The following is a 16,381-nucleotide window of genomic DNA, read 5'->3' on the forward strand; positions in this document are numbered from 1 at the left end:
CCAAATTTATTACCTTTGCAATCCAAAAATAATCGAAGAAGATGTTTCAGAGTTTACAGGATAAATTAGACAAAGCTTTACATACGCTCAAAGGAAAAGGGCAAATCACCGAAATCAACGTTGCAGAAACCATCAAAGAAGTGCGTCGTGCGCTTGTTGATGCCGACGTGAGTTACAAAGTGGCCAAAGATTTTACGGACAAAGTAAAAGAAAAAGCTTTAGGTCAAAATGTTATTACCGCTTTGAATCCTAACCAATTGATGGTCAAAATCGTCCACGATGAATTGGCGGATTTGATGGGTGGCGATACTGCAGAATTGAACATTTCTGAAAATCCGACAATTATTTTGATTGCCGGTCTTCAAGGTTCCGGTAAAACGACTTTCTCCGGAAAATTGGCGAATTATCTGAAAAAGAAAAAGGGAAAAAATCCGCTTTTGGTTGCTGGAGACGTTTATCGTCCGGCGGCAATTGATCAATTGAAAGTATTGGGCGAACAAATAGGCGTGCCGGTTTATGCCGAAGAAGAAAATAAAAATCCGGTTCAGATTGCACAAAATGCTTTGGCAAAAGCCAAAGAAGGAAAACACAATGTCATCATTCTCGATACCGCAGGTCGTTTGGCGATCGATGAAGCGATGATGAACGAAATCCGACAAGTCCATCAAACTGTAAAACCGACCGAAACTTTATTTGTGGTCGATTCGATGACCGGACAAGATGCTGTAAACACTGCAAAAGCATTTAATGACGTTTTGGATTATAACGGAGTTGTTTTAACCAAATTGGATGGTGATACCCGTGGTGGTGCGGCTTTGACGATTCGTACAGTTGTTGACAAACCGATTAAATTTATCTCAACCGGCGAGAAAATGGAAGCTTTGGATATTTTTTATCCGTCGCGTATGGCCGACCGAATTCTCGGAATGGGTGACGTGGTTTCCTTGGTGGAACGGGCGCAAGAGCAATTTGATGAAGAAGAAGCCAAACGTTTACAAAAGAAAATTGCCAAAAATAAATTTGATTTTGAGGATTTCTTAAAACAAATCCAACAAATCAAACGAATGGGAAATATGAAGGATTTGATGGGGATGATTCCGGGCGCCGGAAAAGCATTAAAAGACGTCGAAATCGACGATGATGCATTTAAAGGCGTGGAAGCTATCATCCGATCGATGACGCTAAAAGAACGACAAAACCCACATATCATCGACGCAAGTCGTAAAAAAAGAATCGCTTCAGGTTCAGGAACTTCGGTTCAAGAAGTAAACCAATTGTTGAAACAGTTTTCCGAAATGGGAAAAATGATGAAATTCATGCAATCTCCGGGCGGAAGACAGATGATGCAGGCAATGGGAAAAAATATGCCGGGACAATAAAAATTCAGCAAGTCAACTTAATGGTTTTGCTGAATTACTAATTTAATTCTTGCTTTTAGTTGTGAACTTTGTGTTTTCCCATTGTGTTCTTAGTGGTAAAATTTCAACCACAATGGACTCAAAGAATTTCACAAAAGCTCACAAAGTAGTCGCTAAATTCTGTCGTTTTTATGCGAAACAAAGCCCAGTACTCTTTCAAGCTAAAGTATTTAGTATTTTAGAAATTTCCCTTTAAAAATTACTTGATGATTTTCTAGAATTTTGTAGAAATAAATCCCGTTTGGATAATCAGAAACATTTTGATTCAATTCAGATTCAAACGAATAAACATCAATCCATTTCCCTTCAGAATTATAGATTTTAACAAGATATTTTCCTAACCTTTCGGCTTTAAAATTTAAGTTGGATTTTACGGGATTTGGATAAATTTGAAAATTGAAATTTTGATTTTCAGTCAGATGCATCGTTCCACTTCCTTCCACGAATTCGTAGGTTTGATTGATTTCTTCTATGGTAAAAATTTCGATTAAACCAGAAGGCCAACTTACTTTAACTTCTTGAATTTCAGTTGAATCACTTAATCCGAAATGTGTCGTCAAACTATTTTGACTGGCATAACCGGAGGCTGCTTCCACTTTTCGCATTTGTGTTATCGAAATTCCATTGATTGTTGCAGTAACTTTTACAACAGCTCCGATTGCAGAACGATTGGACACCTCTCCTACCAATTTGATTTTCAACCAATTATTTCCAGTTCCTGTATTTTTATAAACCGAATTTTCTTGTCCTTCATTTTGATTGTTGGCATAAATGACATCCAGCCAACCATCGTTGTTGTAATCCCCAAAGGCTGCGCTATACGTCCAACCTTCAAATTCGGAAAGCGCACCAGAATTAACTTTGGTGAAATTCCCTTCGCCGTCATTTAAAAATATAGAATTATGAAAATGTGCATCGTTGTAAGAATTGGCAATGATCAAATCCAAATCCCCATCATTATCAAAATCTCCAAAACTTGACCCGAAAGAGTTGATTCCAATTTCGGCAATTTCAGAAACTGTAATTTCAGTAAACACACCATTTTCATTGATAAACAATTGATTGGCATCTTCCCAATTGGTCACCATCAAATCAAAATCACCATCATTGTCTACATCTGCCCATGAACTTCCCATCGAATTTCTTTCTTGATTTACAATGACCAAATCCGTGATTTTGGTAAAAATATTTGGACCATCATTTCTGTATAAAGTGTTGAAATGGTTGCCTTCATTGGTAATAAATAAATCGGAATCACCATCGGAATCATAATCCACCCAATCAATTGATCTTGAAGGCTTAACTTCATCTGTAATCGCCAAATCAGTTCGTTGTAAAAAACTTCCATCTGCATGGTTTTCAAAATAGAGATTTCGTAAAGATTGAGCACTGTTGGTGATGTACAAATCCAAAAGTTGATCTCCATTTACGTCAATCCAATTTGCTGTTTCTGAATAAGTTAAATTGGGAGCTACGTCTTCTTCAAAGGTAAATGAAGCATCGCCATTGTTTCGGTAAAAATAATTGCGTTTGGGTTGACCGCCAGCACCCCAAGTTACCACATAACCATCCAAATCTCCATCATTGTCAACATCAGCAAAACTCGCGCCTACCGCTCTGATGCTTTGCTCGACGATGTCATCATTTGTTATAGTCGTAAAACTTCCATCACCATTATTGAGATACAGCATATTAGTTTCACCGGATGAAAGTCCATTGGTAAAAAAGATGTCGTCCCAACCATCGTTGTTAACATCTACAAAATTGGCACTTCTGGAAGAAGAAACCGTTGTGGTAATATCGGGAAATTCCATTGCCTCAAAAGATTGTCCATTTGAAACAAATAAACCAAGGCTTAAAAAAGAAAATATTGTTGTTTTCATCTTGAATTGATTTTGAATTCAAGCCTAAATTTCCATTCATTTTCAGAGGAGAAATTAAATTTGATATGAAAAATCTGATTTTGATTTGAAATCCGATTATTTGATACCAAAGCTTAAAATTCAAAATAAAAATCAGACCCAATTTTCAAATCAATCAAAATTTATTAATTTCCTTTGTACAAATTCTGTTCTATGAATCGTATCAAATGGATTTTAATTTTGTGGGTAATTTTAGCTATATCCACTCTTTTCCAAATGGTTACGTACCAATATTTCCAAAAATACGATTACGAAATTTTGGATTATTTCGTCACGCCACTCGCTAGTTTAATTACCGGAATACTATTGTTTTTCGTTGTGGTTTTACCCGTTTTTGATCAAACCAAACACTTAAAAAATCTGAAGCGAATTCTGATTTTAAGCGGTTTGGGGATTCTGTATTCGTTTCTTTTTATTTTCATTTTGCATCTTTTTCCGATTTTATTTTATGAGTCCGATTCTGATTATTTCAGAAGCATATTTGGATTTTTTGTAGCTGATTTTCATAATGTTATCAAGAATTATTTGTTCCAAATTGCCATTTTATTTGCATTTGAATACATCGGAAAAGAAAGAGAAATACTGACCAAACAAAAGGATTTGGAATTGGAATTGAACCAAACCAAATTGCAACTTTTAAAAAGTCAATTGCAACCCCATTTTTTGTTCAATTCATTGAATAGTGTCGTGGCAGAAATCGATCATTCCCCAAAAAAAGCACAAAATATGGTGTTGAATTTAAGTGATTTACTTCGTGAAACACTCGATGGTGATTTTGAGCAACCCATTTCTATCAAAGAAGAATTGATACTTGCTGAAAAATATTTGTCCATTGAAAAAATTCGTTACGAAGATCAATTGAACTACGAAATCAAACTTTCGGAAGATAATGAAAACCTCCAAATTCCCAAGCTCATTTTACAACCTATACTTGAAAACGCGATCAAACACGGCTTTAAAGGACATAATCGACCGATTTTGATTCAAATTAAATCAGAGGGAAATTCGATTTATGTACAAAATAACGGTTCAATTTTGCAAAAAAATCCTGAATTTGGGACAGGATTGCGCAATGTTCAAGAACGAATGAAAATTTTCACCGGAATGGAAAATGCTTTCGAAATTTACCAAGACGTAAATTGGGTCGTAACAAAATTGAATTTCAAATGAAAAAGATCAAAACCCTTGCTGTAGACGATGAAGCGCCGGCTTTGCGGCGTTTGGTAAAAATGATTGAAAATCATCCAAAATTGGAATTAATTGAAACGGCTAGAAATTCGATTGAAGCCAAAGAAAAAATCTTGAAATTCAATCCTGATCTGGTTTTGCTTGACATTCAACTCAAAGATGCTACGGCTTTTGAATTGCTTTTGGAAATTCAAAATTCTTGTAAAGATAAAATCATTTTTTGTACAGCTTATGATCAATATGCCATAAAAGCATTTGATTTTCAAGCGATTGACTATTTATTAAAACCTTATTCGGAAGAACGATTTCAAATAGCCATTGATCGAATTCTCAAACAAAATGAAAAAACGGATTTGACAAAAATGCTTCAAGTTTTGGCCGAAAAATCAAAATCCTCCGAAATGCTAAAAATTCCGGAAGGAAATAAATGCCATTTTATTCATACTGAATTTTTGTATTACGTTCAAGCAGAAGGATATTATGCCCAATTTGTATTGAAAAATGAGAAAAAACTCATCCGGATTTCTTTAAAAAATCTGGAGGAAATTTTGCCTGAATCTTTTATTCGAATCAATAAATCGATCATCGTAAATAAAACTTTTATTTCGGAAATGGTGTCCAATAAATCTTCTACAAAAATTACAATGCCCGATAAAATGGAATTTGATGTTTCCGAAAAATATTTAAAGTACTTTCAATCTAAAATTCTATAAATCAATTCATTGACATTTCAACCAACTTCTAGGTCGTATTTAAATTCCGAGCAGTTGCCGAAACTTTAAGTTTGGATTCGATGAGATTGGTGGTGAGTTTGGACTTTCCGGCTCCATTTGGATAATGTATGAAAAGCACTTTATCTCCCAATTCTATCAATTCGCCATTTAAATTAAAATTCTTCAAAATTTTCCAATTTTCTTTCGTCGGTTTTTCATGGAGAAATGCAAAATAATTTTGTTTGATGTCCAAACTTTCATCTTTTAAAAAGGGGTTTTGCTTCAAAGCAGAACTTAAAGCTTCCGGTTGTAAAACTTGAATTTGAACATCAAATCCAAATTTTTTTAGAATTTCAGTTTTAATGATTTCTTCTAATTTATCGGTCGAATTTAAATTGGATTGAAAAACCAGATTTCCGCTTTGGATATAGGATTTCACGTTTTCAAAATTTAAACTTTCCATCATTTTCCGGAGTAATTCCATTTTGATGATTTTCTTTCCGCTGACGTTGATTCCGCGTAAAAGCGCAATATAGGTTTGCATTTTAATGGTTTTCTTTTGTTATTTTTTTTGCCGTTTCGAGGTACACCGGTAAAGCTGCAGAACCATACCAATTGTAAAAATCAACAGCCAACATTCCGGAACTTATTGCCGGATCTGTTTTTACCAATTCTTTGGCTTCGTCGATCGTTTTGACATCGAGAATGAAAATTCCTCTATAATTCTTTTCATTTTCAACCATCGGTCCGGCAACGATTAATTTATTTTTTTCAACTAATTTGTTGATATTATCCATGTGTCCTCTGAACAATACGTTTACCTTTTCCTTATCATCAATTTTGGTTTCTCCTGTTTTTAAAATCGCCAAAACATAGATTTTCATTCCGTATTGATCAGCTTCTAGGGAATCTGCCAATGCTTTATCATATTCATTGTCTGTGCTTTGGGCATACCCAAATTGGGAAATAAAGCAAATGCCGCATAAAAGAAAAAATGATTTCATGAATGATCGTATTTTTTCAAATTTAAATCATTTTTAAATGGTGTTAAATTTAATTTAAGACTTAGTATATTTGTTTTTCCAAAAGAGACAAAAGAATATATGGAATATTTAGAATTTGAACAACCGATTAAAGAACTTCAGGAGCAATTGGAGAGTTGTAAATTGGTTGGAGAAGAAAACGGAGTTGATGTAAAGCAGGCTTGTAAACAGATCGAAGTAGCGATAGAAGAGTCAAAAAAGCGAATTTATTCGAAACTTACGGCTTGGCAGAAAGTACAACTTTCCCGTCATCCTTCAAGACCTTATTCGCTTGATTATATTTACCATATTACCGAAAATTCATTTATCGAACTCCATGGAGACCGTAATTTTGGTGACGACAAAGCCATGGTGGGCGGAATGGGCAAAATCAAAGGAATCCCATTTATGATCATCGGTCAGCAAAAAGGGAAAAATACAAAGGAAAGACAATACAGAAGGTTTGGGATGCCCAACCCTGAAGGATATAGAAAAGCGCTTCGTTTGATGAAATTGGCAGAAAAATTCAATATGCCGATCATTACTTTAATGGATACGCCGGGTGCTTATCCAGGACTGGAAGCTGAGGAACGCGGACAAGGAGAAGCTATTGCAAAAAACATTTATGAAATGATGAATTTGACCGTTCCGGTCATCAGCATCGTGATAGGCGAAGGAGCCAGTGGCGGAGCTTTAGGAATAGGTGTTGGAAATCAGGTTTTTATGATGGAAAATACTTGGTACTCTGTTATTTCACCTGAAAATTGTTCTGCTATTTTATGGCGATCTTGGGACTATAAAGAACAGGTTGCCAGTCAGATGAAAATGACGCCAAATGATATGTTAGAATTGAAAATCATAGACGGTGTGATCAAAGAACCACTTGGAGGTGCACATTATGATCCTTCTGAAGCTGCAGAAAATTTAAAATCCCAAATTTTAAAATCCTATCAAGAACTTTCAAAACTCTCCGGAGAAGACTTGAAAAAACAAAGACAAGATAAATTCATTGCCATGGGAGAATTCTCGGGTTGATATGAAATAAAAAACTTAAAAAAAGGTGGCTTGGATTTAACCAAAGTCACCTTTTTTATTGGAACTAACAAAGATCAATCCTTGTATTCCGGTTTTAATTTATTGTAGAATTTTTTATAGAATTTTTCAATTTTTGGTGCAATTACGATGCTGCAATAAGGATTTTCTCCTCCATCGTTTTCATAATAATTCTGGTGATAATCTTCTGCAGCGTAGAATTTTTCAAGCGGCACCAATTGCGTTGTAAAACTCCCATCGTACATTTCAGAAGCTTCAAATTCCTTAATTGAGTTTTGGGCAATGGATTTTTGATTCTCGTTTTCAAATAAAATGATGGATCTATATTGTGTCCCTACATCATTTCCTTGTCGATTCAATTGTGTCGGATCATGAACCGTCCAAAAAACTTCTAATAAATCTTGATAGGAAATAACATTGGGATCAAATTCAATTTGAACTACTTCCGCATGTCCTGTCTCACCGGAGCAAACTTCTTTATAAGTCGGATTTACGGTATGACCTCCGGAATAGCCGGAAACCACTTTTTTCACACCCAAAAGCTGGTCAAAAACCGCTTCCACACACCAAAAACATCCACCTCCAAAAGTGGCTTTTTCTAAATTTCCAGTTGAATTCATTGTTGATTGAATTGATTTTTCGGACGTATCTGTTTGACCTTTACAAGCCAAAAAAAATATACATAAAGAAAATATACAGATAAGTCGCATTTGAATTATTAATGATTAGATTTCGCTAAAAAGAGTATAAAAGTTCTTAATTCGAAAACAATTTGAAAAATTCTATCAAAAATTATACCTAGGCAATTTTATCTTTGTTAAATATGACTATTTTTGTAAGTATATAAAGTTAAAATGAAAAATTTCACGGTCAAGGAATTACTTGAAAAAGGAAAAGAATTAAACTTACAGGAAGTAACGGTACAAGGATGGGTTAGGTCATTTCGAAGCAATCGTTTTATTGCCATAAATGATGGATCAACCATAAAAAACATCCAAATTGTAGTTGATTTTGAAAAATTGGATGCAAAGATTTTAAAGAAAATTTCTACTGCCGCTTCTCTAAAAGTAAAAGGTGAAGTTGTGGAAAGCCAAGGAGCCGGACAAGAAATAGAAATCATTGCAAAAGAAATAGAAATACTGGGTGAAGCCAATCCTGATGAACTTCAGTCTACTATTTTACAACCCAAACAACATAGTTTGGAGAAATTGCGAGAGCAAGCGCATTTAAGGTTCAGAACCAATACTTTTTCGGCCATCATGCGTGTGCGAAACAGTTTGATGTTTGGAATTCATAAATATTTCAACGAAAATGGATTTGTTTATATCAATACGCCAATCATTACGGGTTCAGATGCAGAAGGTGCAGGTGAAATGTTCAGCGTTACCAATTTTGATTTGGAAAAAGAACTTCCAAGAACCGAAGAAGGAAAAGTTGATTTTTCACAAGATTTCTTTGGAAAGCAAACCAATTTAACGGTTTCCGGACAGTTAGAAGGAGAAGTTGCTGCTATGGGATTGGGGAAAATTTACACCTTCGGTCCTACTTTTCGTGCAGAAAATTCAAATACAGCTAGACATTTAGCTGAGTTTTGGATGATCGAGCCTGAAATGGCTTTTTATAATTTGGATATGAACATGGATTTGGCGGAAGACATGTTAAAATATGTGATCCGATATGCCTTGGATAATTGTGCTGATGATATGCAGTTTTTAGCTGAAAGATTTGATAAGGAACAAACACAAAAACCTCAAAATGAGCGTTCTGAATTGAGTTTAATGGAGCGTTTGGACTATGTATTGAACAATAAATTCGTCAGACTAAGTTATACTGAAGCGATCGAAATCCTTCAAAAATCCAAACAGAATCAAAAGAAAAAATTCCAATACCCAATCGAAGGTTGGGGAACGGATTTACAGTCTGAACATGAACGCTATTTGGTAGAAAAACATTTTAAAACACCAGTGATTTTATTTGACTATCCTGCTGAGATCAAGGCTTTTTATATGCGGATGAATGAGGATGGGAAAACAGTAAGAGCGATGGATATTTTATTCCCAGGAATCGGTGAAATCATAGGTGGTTCCCAACGAGAAGAACGACTGGATGTTTTGGATGAAAAAATCGAAAAATTTGGGATAGAAAAAGAAGAACTTTGGTGGTACCGAGACACTCGAAAATTTGGTACCGTTCCACATAGTGGATTTGGATTAGGATTGGAAAGGCTTGTTCTTTTCGTTACCGGAATGGGAAATATACGCGATGTCATCCCTTTCCCAAGAACACCAAAAAATGCAGAATTTTAATTAAATTAGACTATGCTAAAGCAGGAACTCAGTTTAAAACTCCAACAAAAACTTTCGCCCCAGCAAATCCAGTTGATGAAATTGGTTCAGTTGCCTACTATTGCGTTTGAACAACGAATCAAACAAGAATTAGAGGAAAATCCGGCTTTGGAAGAAGGAAATGACTATGGCGATGAAGAATTTTCAAGTGAATCTGACGAATGGAACAATGAAGAATATAATGAGGAATCTTCCATCGATACAAGTGACATCAACATCGACGAATACTTAAGTGATGATGAAATTCCAAATTATAAAACTTATACCAATAACTATAGCGATGATGATGAAGAGCGTGCGATTCCTTATGCGCAAGGCATCAGCTTTTTAGATTATTTGGAAAATCAATTGTCCATGTACAGATTGGATGAAGAAGAATTTTCTATCGCCGAATTTATCATCGGAAATATAGATGATGATGGATACATCCGACGAGATTTACAAGCCATCGTGGATGATTTGGCCTTTACCCAAAATATTTACACTGATAAAACCGAGGTTGAAAATTTATTGGTCAATTATATACAAAAATTAGACCCAATAGGTGTGGGAGCTAGGAACTTACAAGAATGTCTTAAAGTACAACTTGAAAACAAAACTCCTCAAACCGAAACCACAGAATTGGCATTAAATTTAATCAATAAGTCATTTGAAGCTTTTACAAAAAAGCATTATAAAAGGTTGATGCTGAAACATGATGTTACGGAAGACCAACTCAAAGATGCCATTTCGGAAATTGAAAAATTGAACCCAAAACCTGGAAAAGCTTTTTCCGGAAATACCAAAGAACTGGAACAAATCACTCCTGATTTTACCATAAGAATCGTGGATGGAGAATTGGAGTTGACCATTAATGGCCGGAATGTGCCGGAACTAAGGGTTTCAAATGCTTATGCTGAGATGTTGGATACTTATAAGCATACGGAAAAGAAGTCAACGGAACAAAAAGAAGCCGTATTGTTTGTCAAACAAAAACTGGATGCTGCAAAATGGTTTATCGAAGCCGTTACTCAGCGCCGAAATACACTTTTGTACACGATGACTGCCATCATGGAATTTCAGGAAGAATATTTCTTAACCGGTGATGAAACCAAAATTAAACCGATGATTCTTAAGGACATAGCAGATAGAATCGGCATGGATATTTCAACGGTTTCTCGTGTTGCAAACAGTAAATATGTCAATACACCGTATGGAACTTTTCTGATAAAAGACTTATTTTCAGAGAGTTTGACCAATGAAGAAGGTGAAGAAGTTTCTACGCGTGAAATCAAAAGAATTCTTCAAGATGTGATCGTGGATGAAGACAAAAGAAAACCGTTGACAGATGAAAAATTGACGGAAATTCTGAAAGAAAAAGGATATCCTATCGCACGTAGAACCATCGCCAAATACCGTGAACAACTGAACATTCCTGTAGCAAGACTCAGAAAAGAGATATAAACTTAAGAGATCAATCTATAAATTCCTCGACGCACTGCGTCGGAGTTTCCTTTTCACCTCTCCTTTGGAGAGGTCGAAACTGCTAAGCAGTTTCTGGAGAGGCATAATAGAATTTCAATTTTTAACCATTAAGTCATAATGAAGCAAATTAAATACTTTCATGGCAATGCCTTGGAGTTGGTTCGTTTCTAGAAATTCTTTATTTCCCATTTTCTTCCCAATTTAATTCTAATGTAGCAAAGAATTTCCCAACCCATAAAATTTCAAGAATAGAGAAAGACAATTCCAAATTCGAAGTTAAATTGTCCAATGATTTGGATTTGATTTTTGATAGCAATGGCGACTTTGTGAGAGTTGATAATTAACTGAATATTAATTGGTTAAAATAAAAAAGGTTTCACTTGCGTGAAACCTTTTTTCATTTGTAAATCTTATCAACCTAATGCTTAAGCTCTTCTAACATTTACAGCATTTGTTCCTCTTCTTCCTTCTTCCAAGTCAAAAGAAACCTCATCGTTTTCTTTTACTTTATCAACCAATCCGGTTACGTGAACGAAATACTCTTTTCCTGAATCTTCATCTTTGATAAAACCGTAACCTTTGGTTTCATTGAAGAATTTTACAGTACCTTTATTCATAATTTTATTAATTTGGGCGAAAGATAGGACGATAAAACCAACTACACACTATAATTTATATTTTTTTATTGCTAATTTTTAGAAATCCTTAACAATTCTTTTTAGACAAATGCTTCATAATAAAAATGCCCGTGAAATCACGAGCATTATAAATGGTTTGTTTCAATTATCTCTTTCGTCCGCTTCCGCTTCTACCGCCGGAACGTCCTCCTTTTCTTCCACCACCGAAATCAGATTTTCCACTTCCGGATTTAGAGTAACCGCCTCCGCTTCTTTTTCCGCCACTTAATTTCCCTGAATATCCTCCTCCAGATTTTCCGGAATATCCACCACCGCTGGAACGTTTGCGATCTCCTTTTCTTCTGTCATTTCTATCATCACCTCGTCTTTCTTTCTTTTCCGGATTTGAAATTTGAACATCAACATCCTCTCCAGCAAATGAATCTAAAATCAACTTTTCAAATTCAGAATCAGCCTCAAAAAAGGAGAAATTTCGAAGAATTTCGATTTTACCGATTTCGATGTCTCGTTTTTTCGTAACCTCATTGATCAAACCAATCAAATTAGGAACTTTCAATTTTTGTTTTTGACCGATTCCTATGTAAAATCTGGTGAATCCTTGTACATTGCTATTTCGGCTGTTGCGCTCTTCCCTACCCGATTCGCTGACGTTTAGATCTTTTGCATTTTTATAATAATCCAAAAAGATATTGAACTCCATCGACACAAATCTTTTTAACAATTCGTCGCGATCCATCCATTCCAATTTTTTGGAAATCGTTTCCATATAAGGTTCGATCTGATGTTCATCAACTTCGATTTGTTCAATTTTATCAATGGTTGCAAACAATCGTCTTTCCACGATTTCTTGTCCGTTTGGCACTTGTTTGCGTTCAATTTTTTTATGGATCAATTTTTCCAATTCCTTAATGCGACGACCTTCTCTTGAATGAGCAATGACGATTGAAATTCCTTTGTTTCCTGCACGTCCAGTTCGACCACTTCGGTGTACATAAACCTCAGGATCATCCGGTAAATTATAATTGATCACATGGGTCAATTCCGTTACATCGATTCCACGGGCAGCAACATCCGTCGCAACCAATAATTGCAATTGTTTACGACGAAATTTATCCATGACCATATCTCGCTGTGCTTGAGACAAATCGCCATGCAAGGCATCAGCGTTGTATCCGTCTTGGATCAAAGCATCTGCTACTTCTTTACATTCTCTTCTCGTTCTACAAAAAACGATTCCATAAACGTCAGGATTGATGTCTGCCAATCTTTTTAAAGCCAAATATCGATCGTTTGCACGCACCATATAATAATGGTGTTCAACGTCATTAGAAGCTTCATTGGTTTTTCCGATGGAGATTTCCACAGGTTTGTGCATGTATTCAGAAGCAATTCTTCTTACTTCTTTTGGCATGGTTGCAGAAAAAAGCAAAGTTTGTTTTTCTTCCGGTGTTCCTTCCAAAATCGCATCGATGTCATCACGGAATCCCATGTTCAGCATTTCGTCCGCTTCATCTAGAACCACCCAATTAACATGGTTGATTTTTAAAGCGCCTCTGTTCATCAAATCCATCGTTCTACCCGGAGTACCGACTACGATTTGTGGATTTTTTTTCAATCCATTGATTTGTTTTTGCGCATCTGCTCCACCATAAACAGGTTGGATCATCACTTTCCCCAAATGTTTGGAAAAAGTTTCCAAATCTTTGGTGATCTGCAAACAAAGTTCGCGCGTCGGACATAAAATGATGGCTTGAACCGTTCTGCTTTCTACACTCAATTGCTCTAAAACCGGTAAACCAAAAGCAGCAGTTTTTCCCGTTCCTGTTTGTGCCAAAGCGATTAAATCTTGTTCAGAACTTAAGATTTGTGGAATGGCTTGTTCTTGAATGGGTGTCGGATTGACAAATCCCAATTCGTCAATTGCCTGAACGATAGATTCGTTCAAGCCTAATTCGTGAAATGTAATCATTTAAATTTTTTAAGCCGGTAATCGGTCATTTACCCTCGCACCGGAGATTTGTTAAAAATCGAATGCGAAAGATGAAATTCAACGGCTACGCAGCCTAAAAACCCAAAATGCTCTTTTACATTCGTGTTTTCCACCCGGAAAACGGGCGCAAATGTACGATAAATATTTGAAATTCAAACAAATCCAACCCAAAGAATTTCGGAGTTCTCATTTCACTAAGACATTGATTTAGGCTTTGTTATTAAAATCGATGAAACCGTTTTCGATGGATTTAATCTTTCGGGTCAATTCAAAAACTCCTATTCCTTCACGAGTTCCATTGTCATTGGAGTTTCCTTCTATGGTATGGATGTATCCGCCTTTTACAGCAGTAATGATCCCGGTATGCCCCATTCCTCTTCCATAGTTTCGGATGAATACATATCCGGGTTTGATCAACGAAGGATTGTTTACGACATCTTTGGTTTTAAATTTTCTACAATCCGTTTGGTTCCATTGTTTCAAAACGCCTGCGGTTTTCACCATAGGATTGGATCGACCTAAATTTTTACAGGCTTCTTCAAAAACCCAATACACAAACGCCATGCACCAAGCATAATTCCCTCTATGCGCATCTAGTCCTGCTGCTTTTAGATAAGCATCTACTTCTTTTCCACGGTTGCTGTTGCGCGGATTTTCTCTTACATGCAATTGGGAATTGGCGATTTTCAAAACTTCTTTAAACAGTGCATTCGTCGGTTCTTCTGCAACGGGAACACTATCGTCCAAAAACAAAACTTCCCAAGTAATGGCACCCACTACACCGTCTACGACAAGCGGAATTCCGTTGATGTCCGTATTTCTGGATTGAAAAAGTTTAACTGCTTTAAAAGTCTGGTTGCCAAAATCACCGTCTACCTCAATCGGCCCACAGTGCAATTTGTTGAGTTGTTTTTGGATGGCTTCGACGACCTTTTGATCGCGCTCACCTTTTTTGATCAATCGTTTTGGATATTTCATGGTTTTAGTTTTTGAGTTATCCAATTTACGAATTAAATTAACTTATAATTTATTAATATTTAAGTATTTAACCTGAATTTAATTAAGGAATTATCCTTTTATTATTAATTGTATATTTATAACAAGTTTAGGCACGGATTTCAAATCCGCGCCATCGGATATTTAAGTATTTAACCTGAGTTTAATTTAGGAATTATCCTTTTAAATTTAATTGTATATTTAAAACAAGTTTAGGCACGGATTTCAAATCCGCGCCGTCGGGATTTTGTACCTTAAATAACTTCTATTATTCTATACTTCTGTCCGTTAAATTCAACCGCATCTCCGGCTTTTTTACCTACAATTGCTGAATAAATAGGGGCTTCTGTGTTCAATCCTATAAACTTCTTCCCATCATGGTCAAATGGTTTTACAGAAATGCCGATGAAGAAATTCAAAGTTTCAGTCAAAACCAATGCGCCAGGTTCTACAACAGATTTCGGGCTGAAATCAAGGTTGATAAAACTATCCAATTCCATTTTGGCTCGATTGATCCGAACCTCTAAATTTCTGGCAGAATCACGGCTTTGATCTTGTTGAGAAAAATCCTCTGGGTCATGCGTGGCTTCCTCATCGATGTCGGCAGCTTCAGCATAAGTTTGGAACATTTCTTTTAATCCATTGATTCCTTCTTTTTCTATTTCTATGATTTTGTTTTTGATTTCTTCTTTTAGTGACATACTGCTAATTTTGATTAAAAATAGAGAATATTCCCTTATTTTTATCAGTAAATCACCTAAAAACCATTACCATGAAAAAAATCATCTTTCTTTTAGCCATTTGTTTTACGTCCACCGTATTTTCCCAACAAGAAGAATTGGCTGATGACATGCCTTCTAAATGGCGTTTCGGAGGTGGATTAGGTTTGGGATTTGGGAGTAATGGCTATTTTGGATTTGCCATTTCCCCTTTTGTCGGTTATGAAATCATCCCTCAACTGGAGGGCGGACTTACGGTTGGTTATCAATATTCCAAATGGAGCGATTCCAATCAAAATCTATTTAACGCCGGACCTTATGTAAATTATTATCCCATTCCCTCTTTATTTGCCCGTGTACATTATGAATATTATAACGGAACCAATGAAATCGAATACGATTACAGCGCAGATAATTTCAAATACAACTTTAACGAATCAGCTCTTTGGTTGGGTGGTGGTTACAGGACCACCGGAAAAGTTCAGTTATACGCCGGTTTGATGTACAATGTTTTGTACGATAGCAGTTCCAGCTTATTCTCCACCGGACTGCGACCCATTTTGGGCGTAAGTGTTGGATTTTTAAATAAAATTTTTTAAGATTTAGAAGTGAAAAAATCATTTAAAACATAATTTCTAATGGAATTAATTCATTTTTAAATAGTTGTATTTAATTGATAATCAAATAATTAAAGCTTTAATTCAAATTTTAACAAAAATATATTTGGAAAATAAATTATTTCGAATTTAAATTTGCAACCGAGAAGTTCATACAAAAATTGTCTTATCAAGAAAAGTTGAGGGAAATGGCCCGTTGAAGCTTTAGCAACCTGTTTTATCGACAAGGTGCTACATCCATCCGCCGTCTGGCAGAAAGATAAGTGAAGTAAAGTTTAGCAAATAATTACACAATA

16 protein-coding genes and 1 riboswitch are annotated in these 16,381 nt (G+C 35.7%); of the genes, 8 read left to right on the forward strand and 8 right to left on the reverse strand.

Annotation, left to right across the window (positions count from 1 at the left end; translation table 11 throughout):
* The first annotated feature begins 41 nt into the window (after positions 1–41).
* Positions 42–1,379, forward strand: a complete 1,338-nt coding sequence (gene ffh, locus HU137_RS08825) for a signal recognition particle protein (protein WP_182043478.1) — start codon at positions 42–44, stop codon at positions 1,377–1,379.
* Between the two features lie 209 nt (positions 1,380–1,588).
* On the opposite strand, the gene HU137_RS08830 is transcribed toward ffh, so the two are convergent.
* Complete coding sequence (locus HU137_RS08830; protein WP_182043479.1) at positions 1,589–3,301, reverse strand: FG-GAP-like repeat-containing protein; 1,713 nt, start codon at positions 3,299–3,301, stop codon at positions 1,589–1,591.
* A gap of 255 nt (positions 3,302–3,556) precedes the next feature.
* Here HU137_RS08830 and HU137_RS08835 point away from each other — a divergent pair, with 255 nt between their 5' ends.
* Complete coding sequence (locus tag HU137_RS08835; RefSeq protein WP_182043480.1) at positions 3,557–4,510, forward strand: sensor histidine kinase; 954 nt, start codon at positions 3,557–3,559, stop codon at positions 4,508–4,510.
* Positions 4,507–5,241 carry a LytR/AlgR family response regulator transcription factor gene (locus HU137_RS08840; protein WP_182043481.1) on the forward strand — a complete coding sequence of 245 codons (735 nt, stop codon included), beginning with the start codon at positions 4,507–4,509 and terminating at the stop codon, positions 5,239–5,241. Before HU137_RS08835 ends, HU137_RS08840 begins: the two co-directional genes overlap by 4 nt.
* 28 nt (positions 5,242–5,269) lie before the next feature.
* On the opposite strand, the gene HU137_RS08845 is transcribed toward HU137_RS08840, so the two are convergent.
* Together HU137_RS08845 and HU137_RS08850 are read right to left on the reverse strand one after the other, a co-directional pair.
* Entirely contained in the window at positions 5,270–5,785 is a 516-nt protein-coding gene (locus tag HU137_RS08845; RefSeq protein WP_182043482.1) for a DUF1697 domain-containing protein, read from the reverse strand.
* Between the two features lies 1 nt (position 5,786).
* On the reverse strand, positions 5,787–6,245 hold the full coding sequence (locus HU137_RS08850) for a YciI family protein (protein ID WP_182043483.1): 459 nt from the start codon (positions 6,243–6,245) through the stop codon (positions 5,787–5,789).
* Positions 6,246–6,344: 99 nt separating this feature from the next.
* Between HU137_RS08850 and HU137_RS08855 the strand changes: the two genes are divergently transcribed.
* Positions 6,345–7,298, forward strand: coding sequence for an acetyl-CoA carboxylase carboxyltransferase subunit alpha (locus HU137_RS08855; RefSeq protein ID WP_182043484.1), 954 nt, complete (start codon positions 6,345–6,347; stop codon positions 7,296–7,298).
* A gap of 74 nt (positions 7,299–7,372) precedes the next feature.
* Here HU137_RS08855 and msrA read toward each other — a convergent pair whose 3' ends face one another.
* On the reverse strand, positions 7,373–7,936 hold the full coding sequence (gene msrA, locus HU137_RS08860) for a peptide-methionine (S)-S-oxide reductase MsrA (RefSeq protein WP_246361528.1): 564 nt from the start codon (positions 7,934–7,936) through the stop codon (positions 7,373–7,375).
* Positions 7,937–8,170: 234 nt separating this feature from the next.
* Here msrA and asnS point away from each other — a divergent pair, with 234 nt between their 5' ends.
* The 3 genes from asnS (at position 8,171) to HU137_RS13130 (ending at position 11,469) form a co-directional block, all read left to right on the forward strand.
* Entirely contained in the window at positions 8,171–9,622 is a 1,452-nt protein-coding gene (gene asnS, locus HU137_RS08865; protein ID WP_182043486.1) for an asparagine--tRNA ligase, read from the forward strand.
* A 12-nt stretch (positions 9,623–9,634) separates the two neighbouring features.
* On the forward strand, positions 9,635–11,104 hold the full coding sequence (gene rpoN, locus HU137_RS08870; RefSeq protein WP_182043487.1) for an RNA polymerase factor sigma-54: 1,470 nt from the start codon (positions 9,635–9,637) through the stop codon (positions 11,102–11,104).
* Positions 11,105–11,298: 194 nt separating this feature from the next.
* Entirely contained in the window at positions 11,299–11,469 is a 171-nt protein-coding gene (locus HU137_RS13130) for a PepSY-like domain-containing protein (protein ID WP_394367609.1), read from the forward strand.
* Positions 11,470–11,550: 81 nt separating this feature from the next.
* Here the strand turns inward: HU137_RS13130 and HU137_RS08880 are convergent, their stop codons facing one another.
* The 4 genes from HU137_RS08880 to HU137_RS08895 form a co-directional block, all read right to left on the reverse strand.
* Positions 11,551–11,742, reverse strand: a complete 192-nt coding sequence (locus HU137_RS08880; RefSeq protein WP_182043488.1) for a cold-shock protein — start codon at positions 11,740–11,742, stop codon at positions 11,551–11,553.
* A 166-nt stretch (positions 11,743–11,908) separates the two neighbouring features.
* Positions 11,909–13,732 carry a DEAD/DEAH box helicase gene (locus HU137_RS08885; protein WP_182043489.1) on the reverse strand — a complete coding sequence of 608 codons (1,824 nt, stop codon included), beginning with the start codon at positions 13,730–13,732 and terminating at the stop codon, positions 11,909–11,911.
* 228 nt (positions 13,733–13,960) lie between these two features.
* Positions 13,961–14,731 (reverse strand): CHAP domain-containing protein, encoded by a 771-nt coding sequence (locus HU137_RS08890; protein ID WP_182043490.1) that lies wholly within the window; start codon positions 14,729–14,731, stop codon positions 13,961–13,963.
* Between the two features lie 272 nt (positions 14,732–15,003).
* On the reverse strand, positions 15,004–15,450 hold the full coding sequence (locus tag HU137_RS08895; protein WP_182043491.1) for a hypothetical protein: 447 nt from the start codon (positions 15,448–15,450) through the stop codon (positions 15,004–15,006).
* Positions 15,451–15,521: 71 nt separating this feature from the next.
* Here HU137_RS08895 and HU137_RS08900 point away from each other — a divergent pair, with 71 nt between their 5' ends.
* The gene (locus tag HU137_RS08900) at positions 15,522–16,067 is read left to right on the forward strand and encodes a hypothetical protein (protein WP_182043492.1); all 546 of its coding nucleotides are present in this window, start codon (positions 15,522–15,524) and stop codon (positions 16,065–16,067) included.
* A 181-nt stretch (positions 16,068–16,248) separates the two neighbouring features.
* Positions 16,249–16,351, forward strand: a riboswitch (SAM riboswitch).
* Positions 16,352–16,381 lie beyond the last annotated feature (30 nt).

It is taken from the genome of Moheibacter lacus (genome assembly GCF_014042165.1).
Taxonomy (GTDB): Bacteria; Bacteroidota; Bacteroidia; order Flavobacteriales; family Weeksellaceae; genus Moheibacter; species Moheibacter lacus.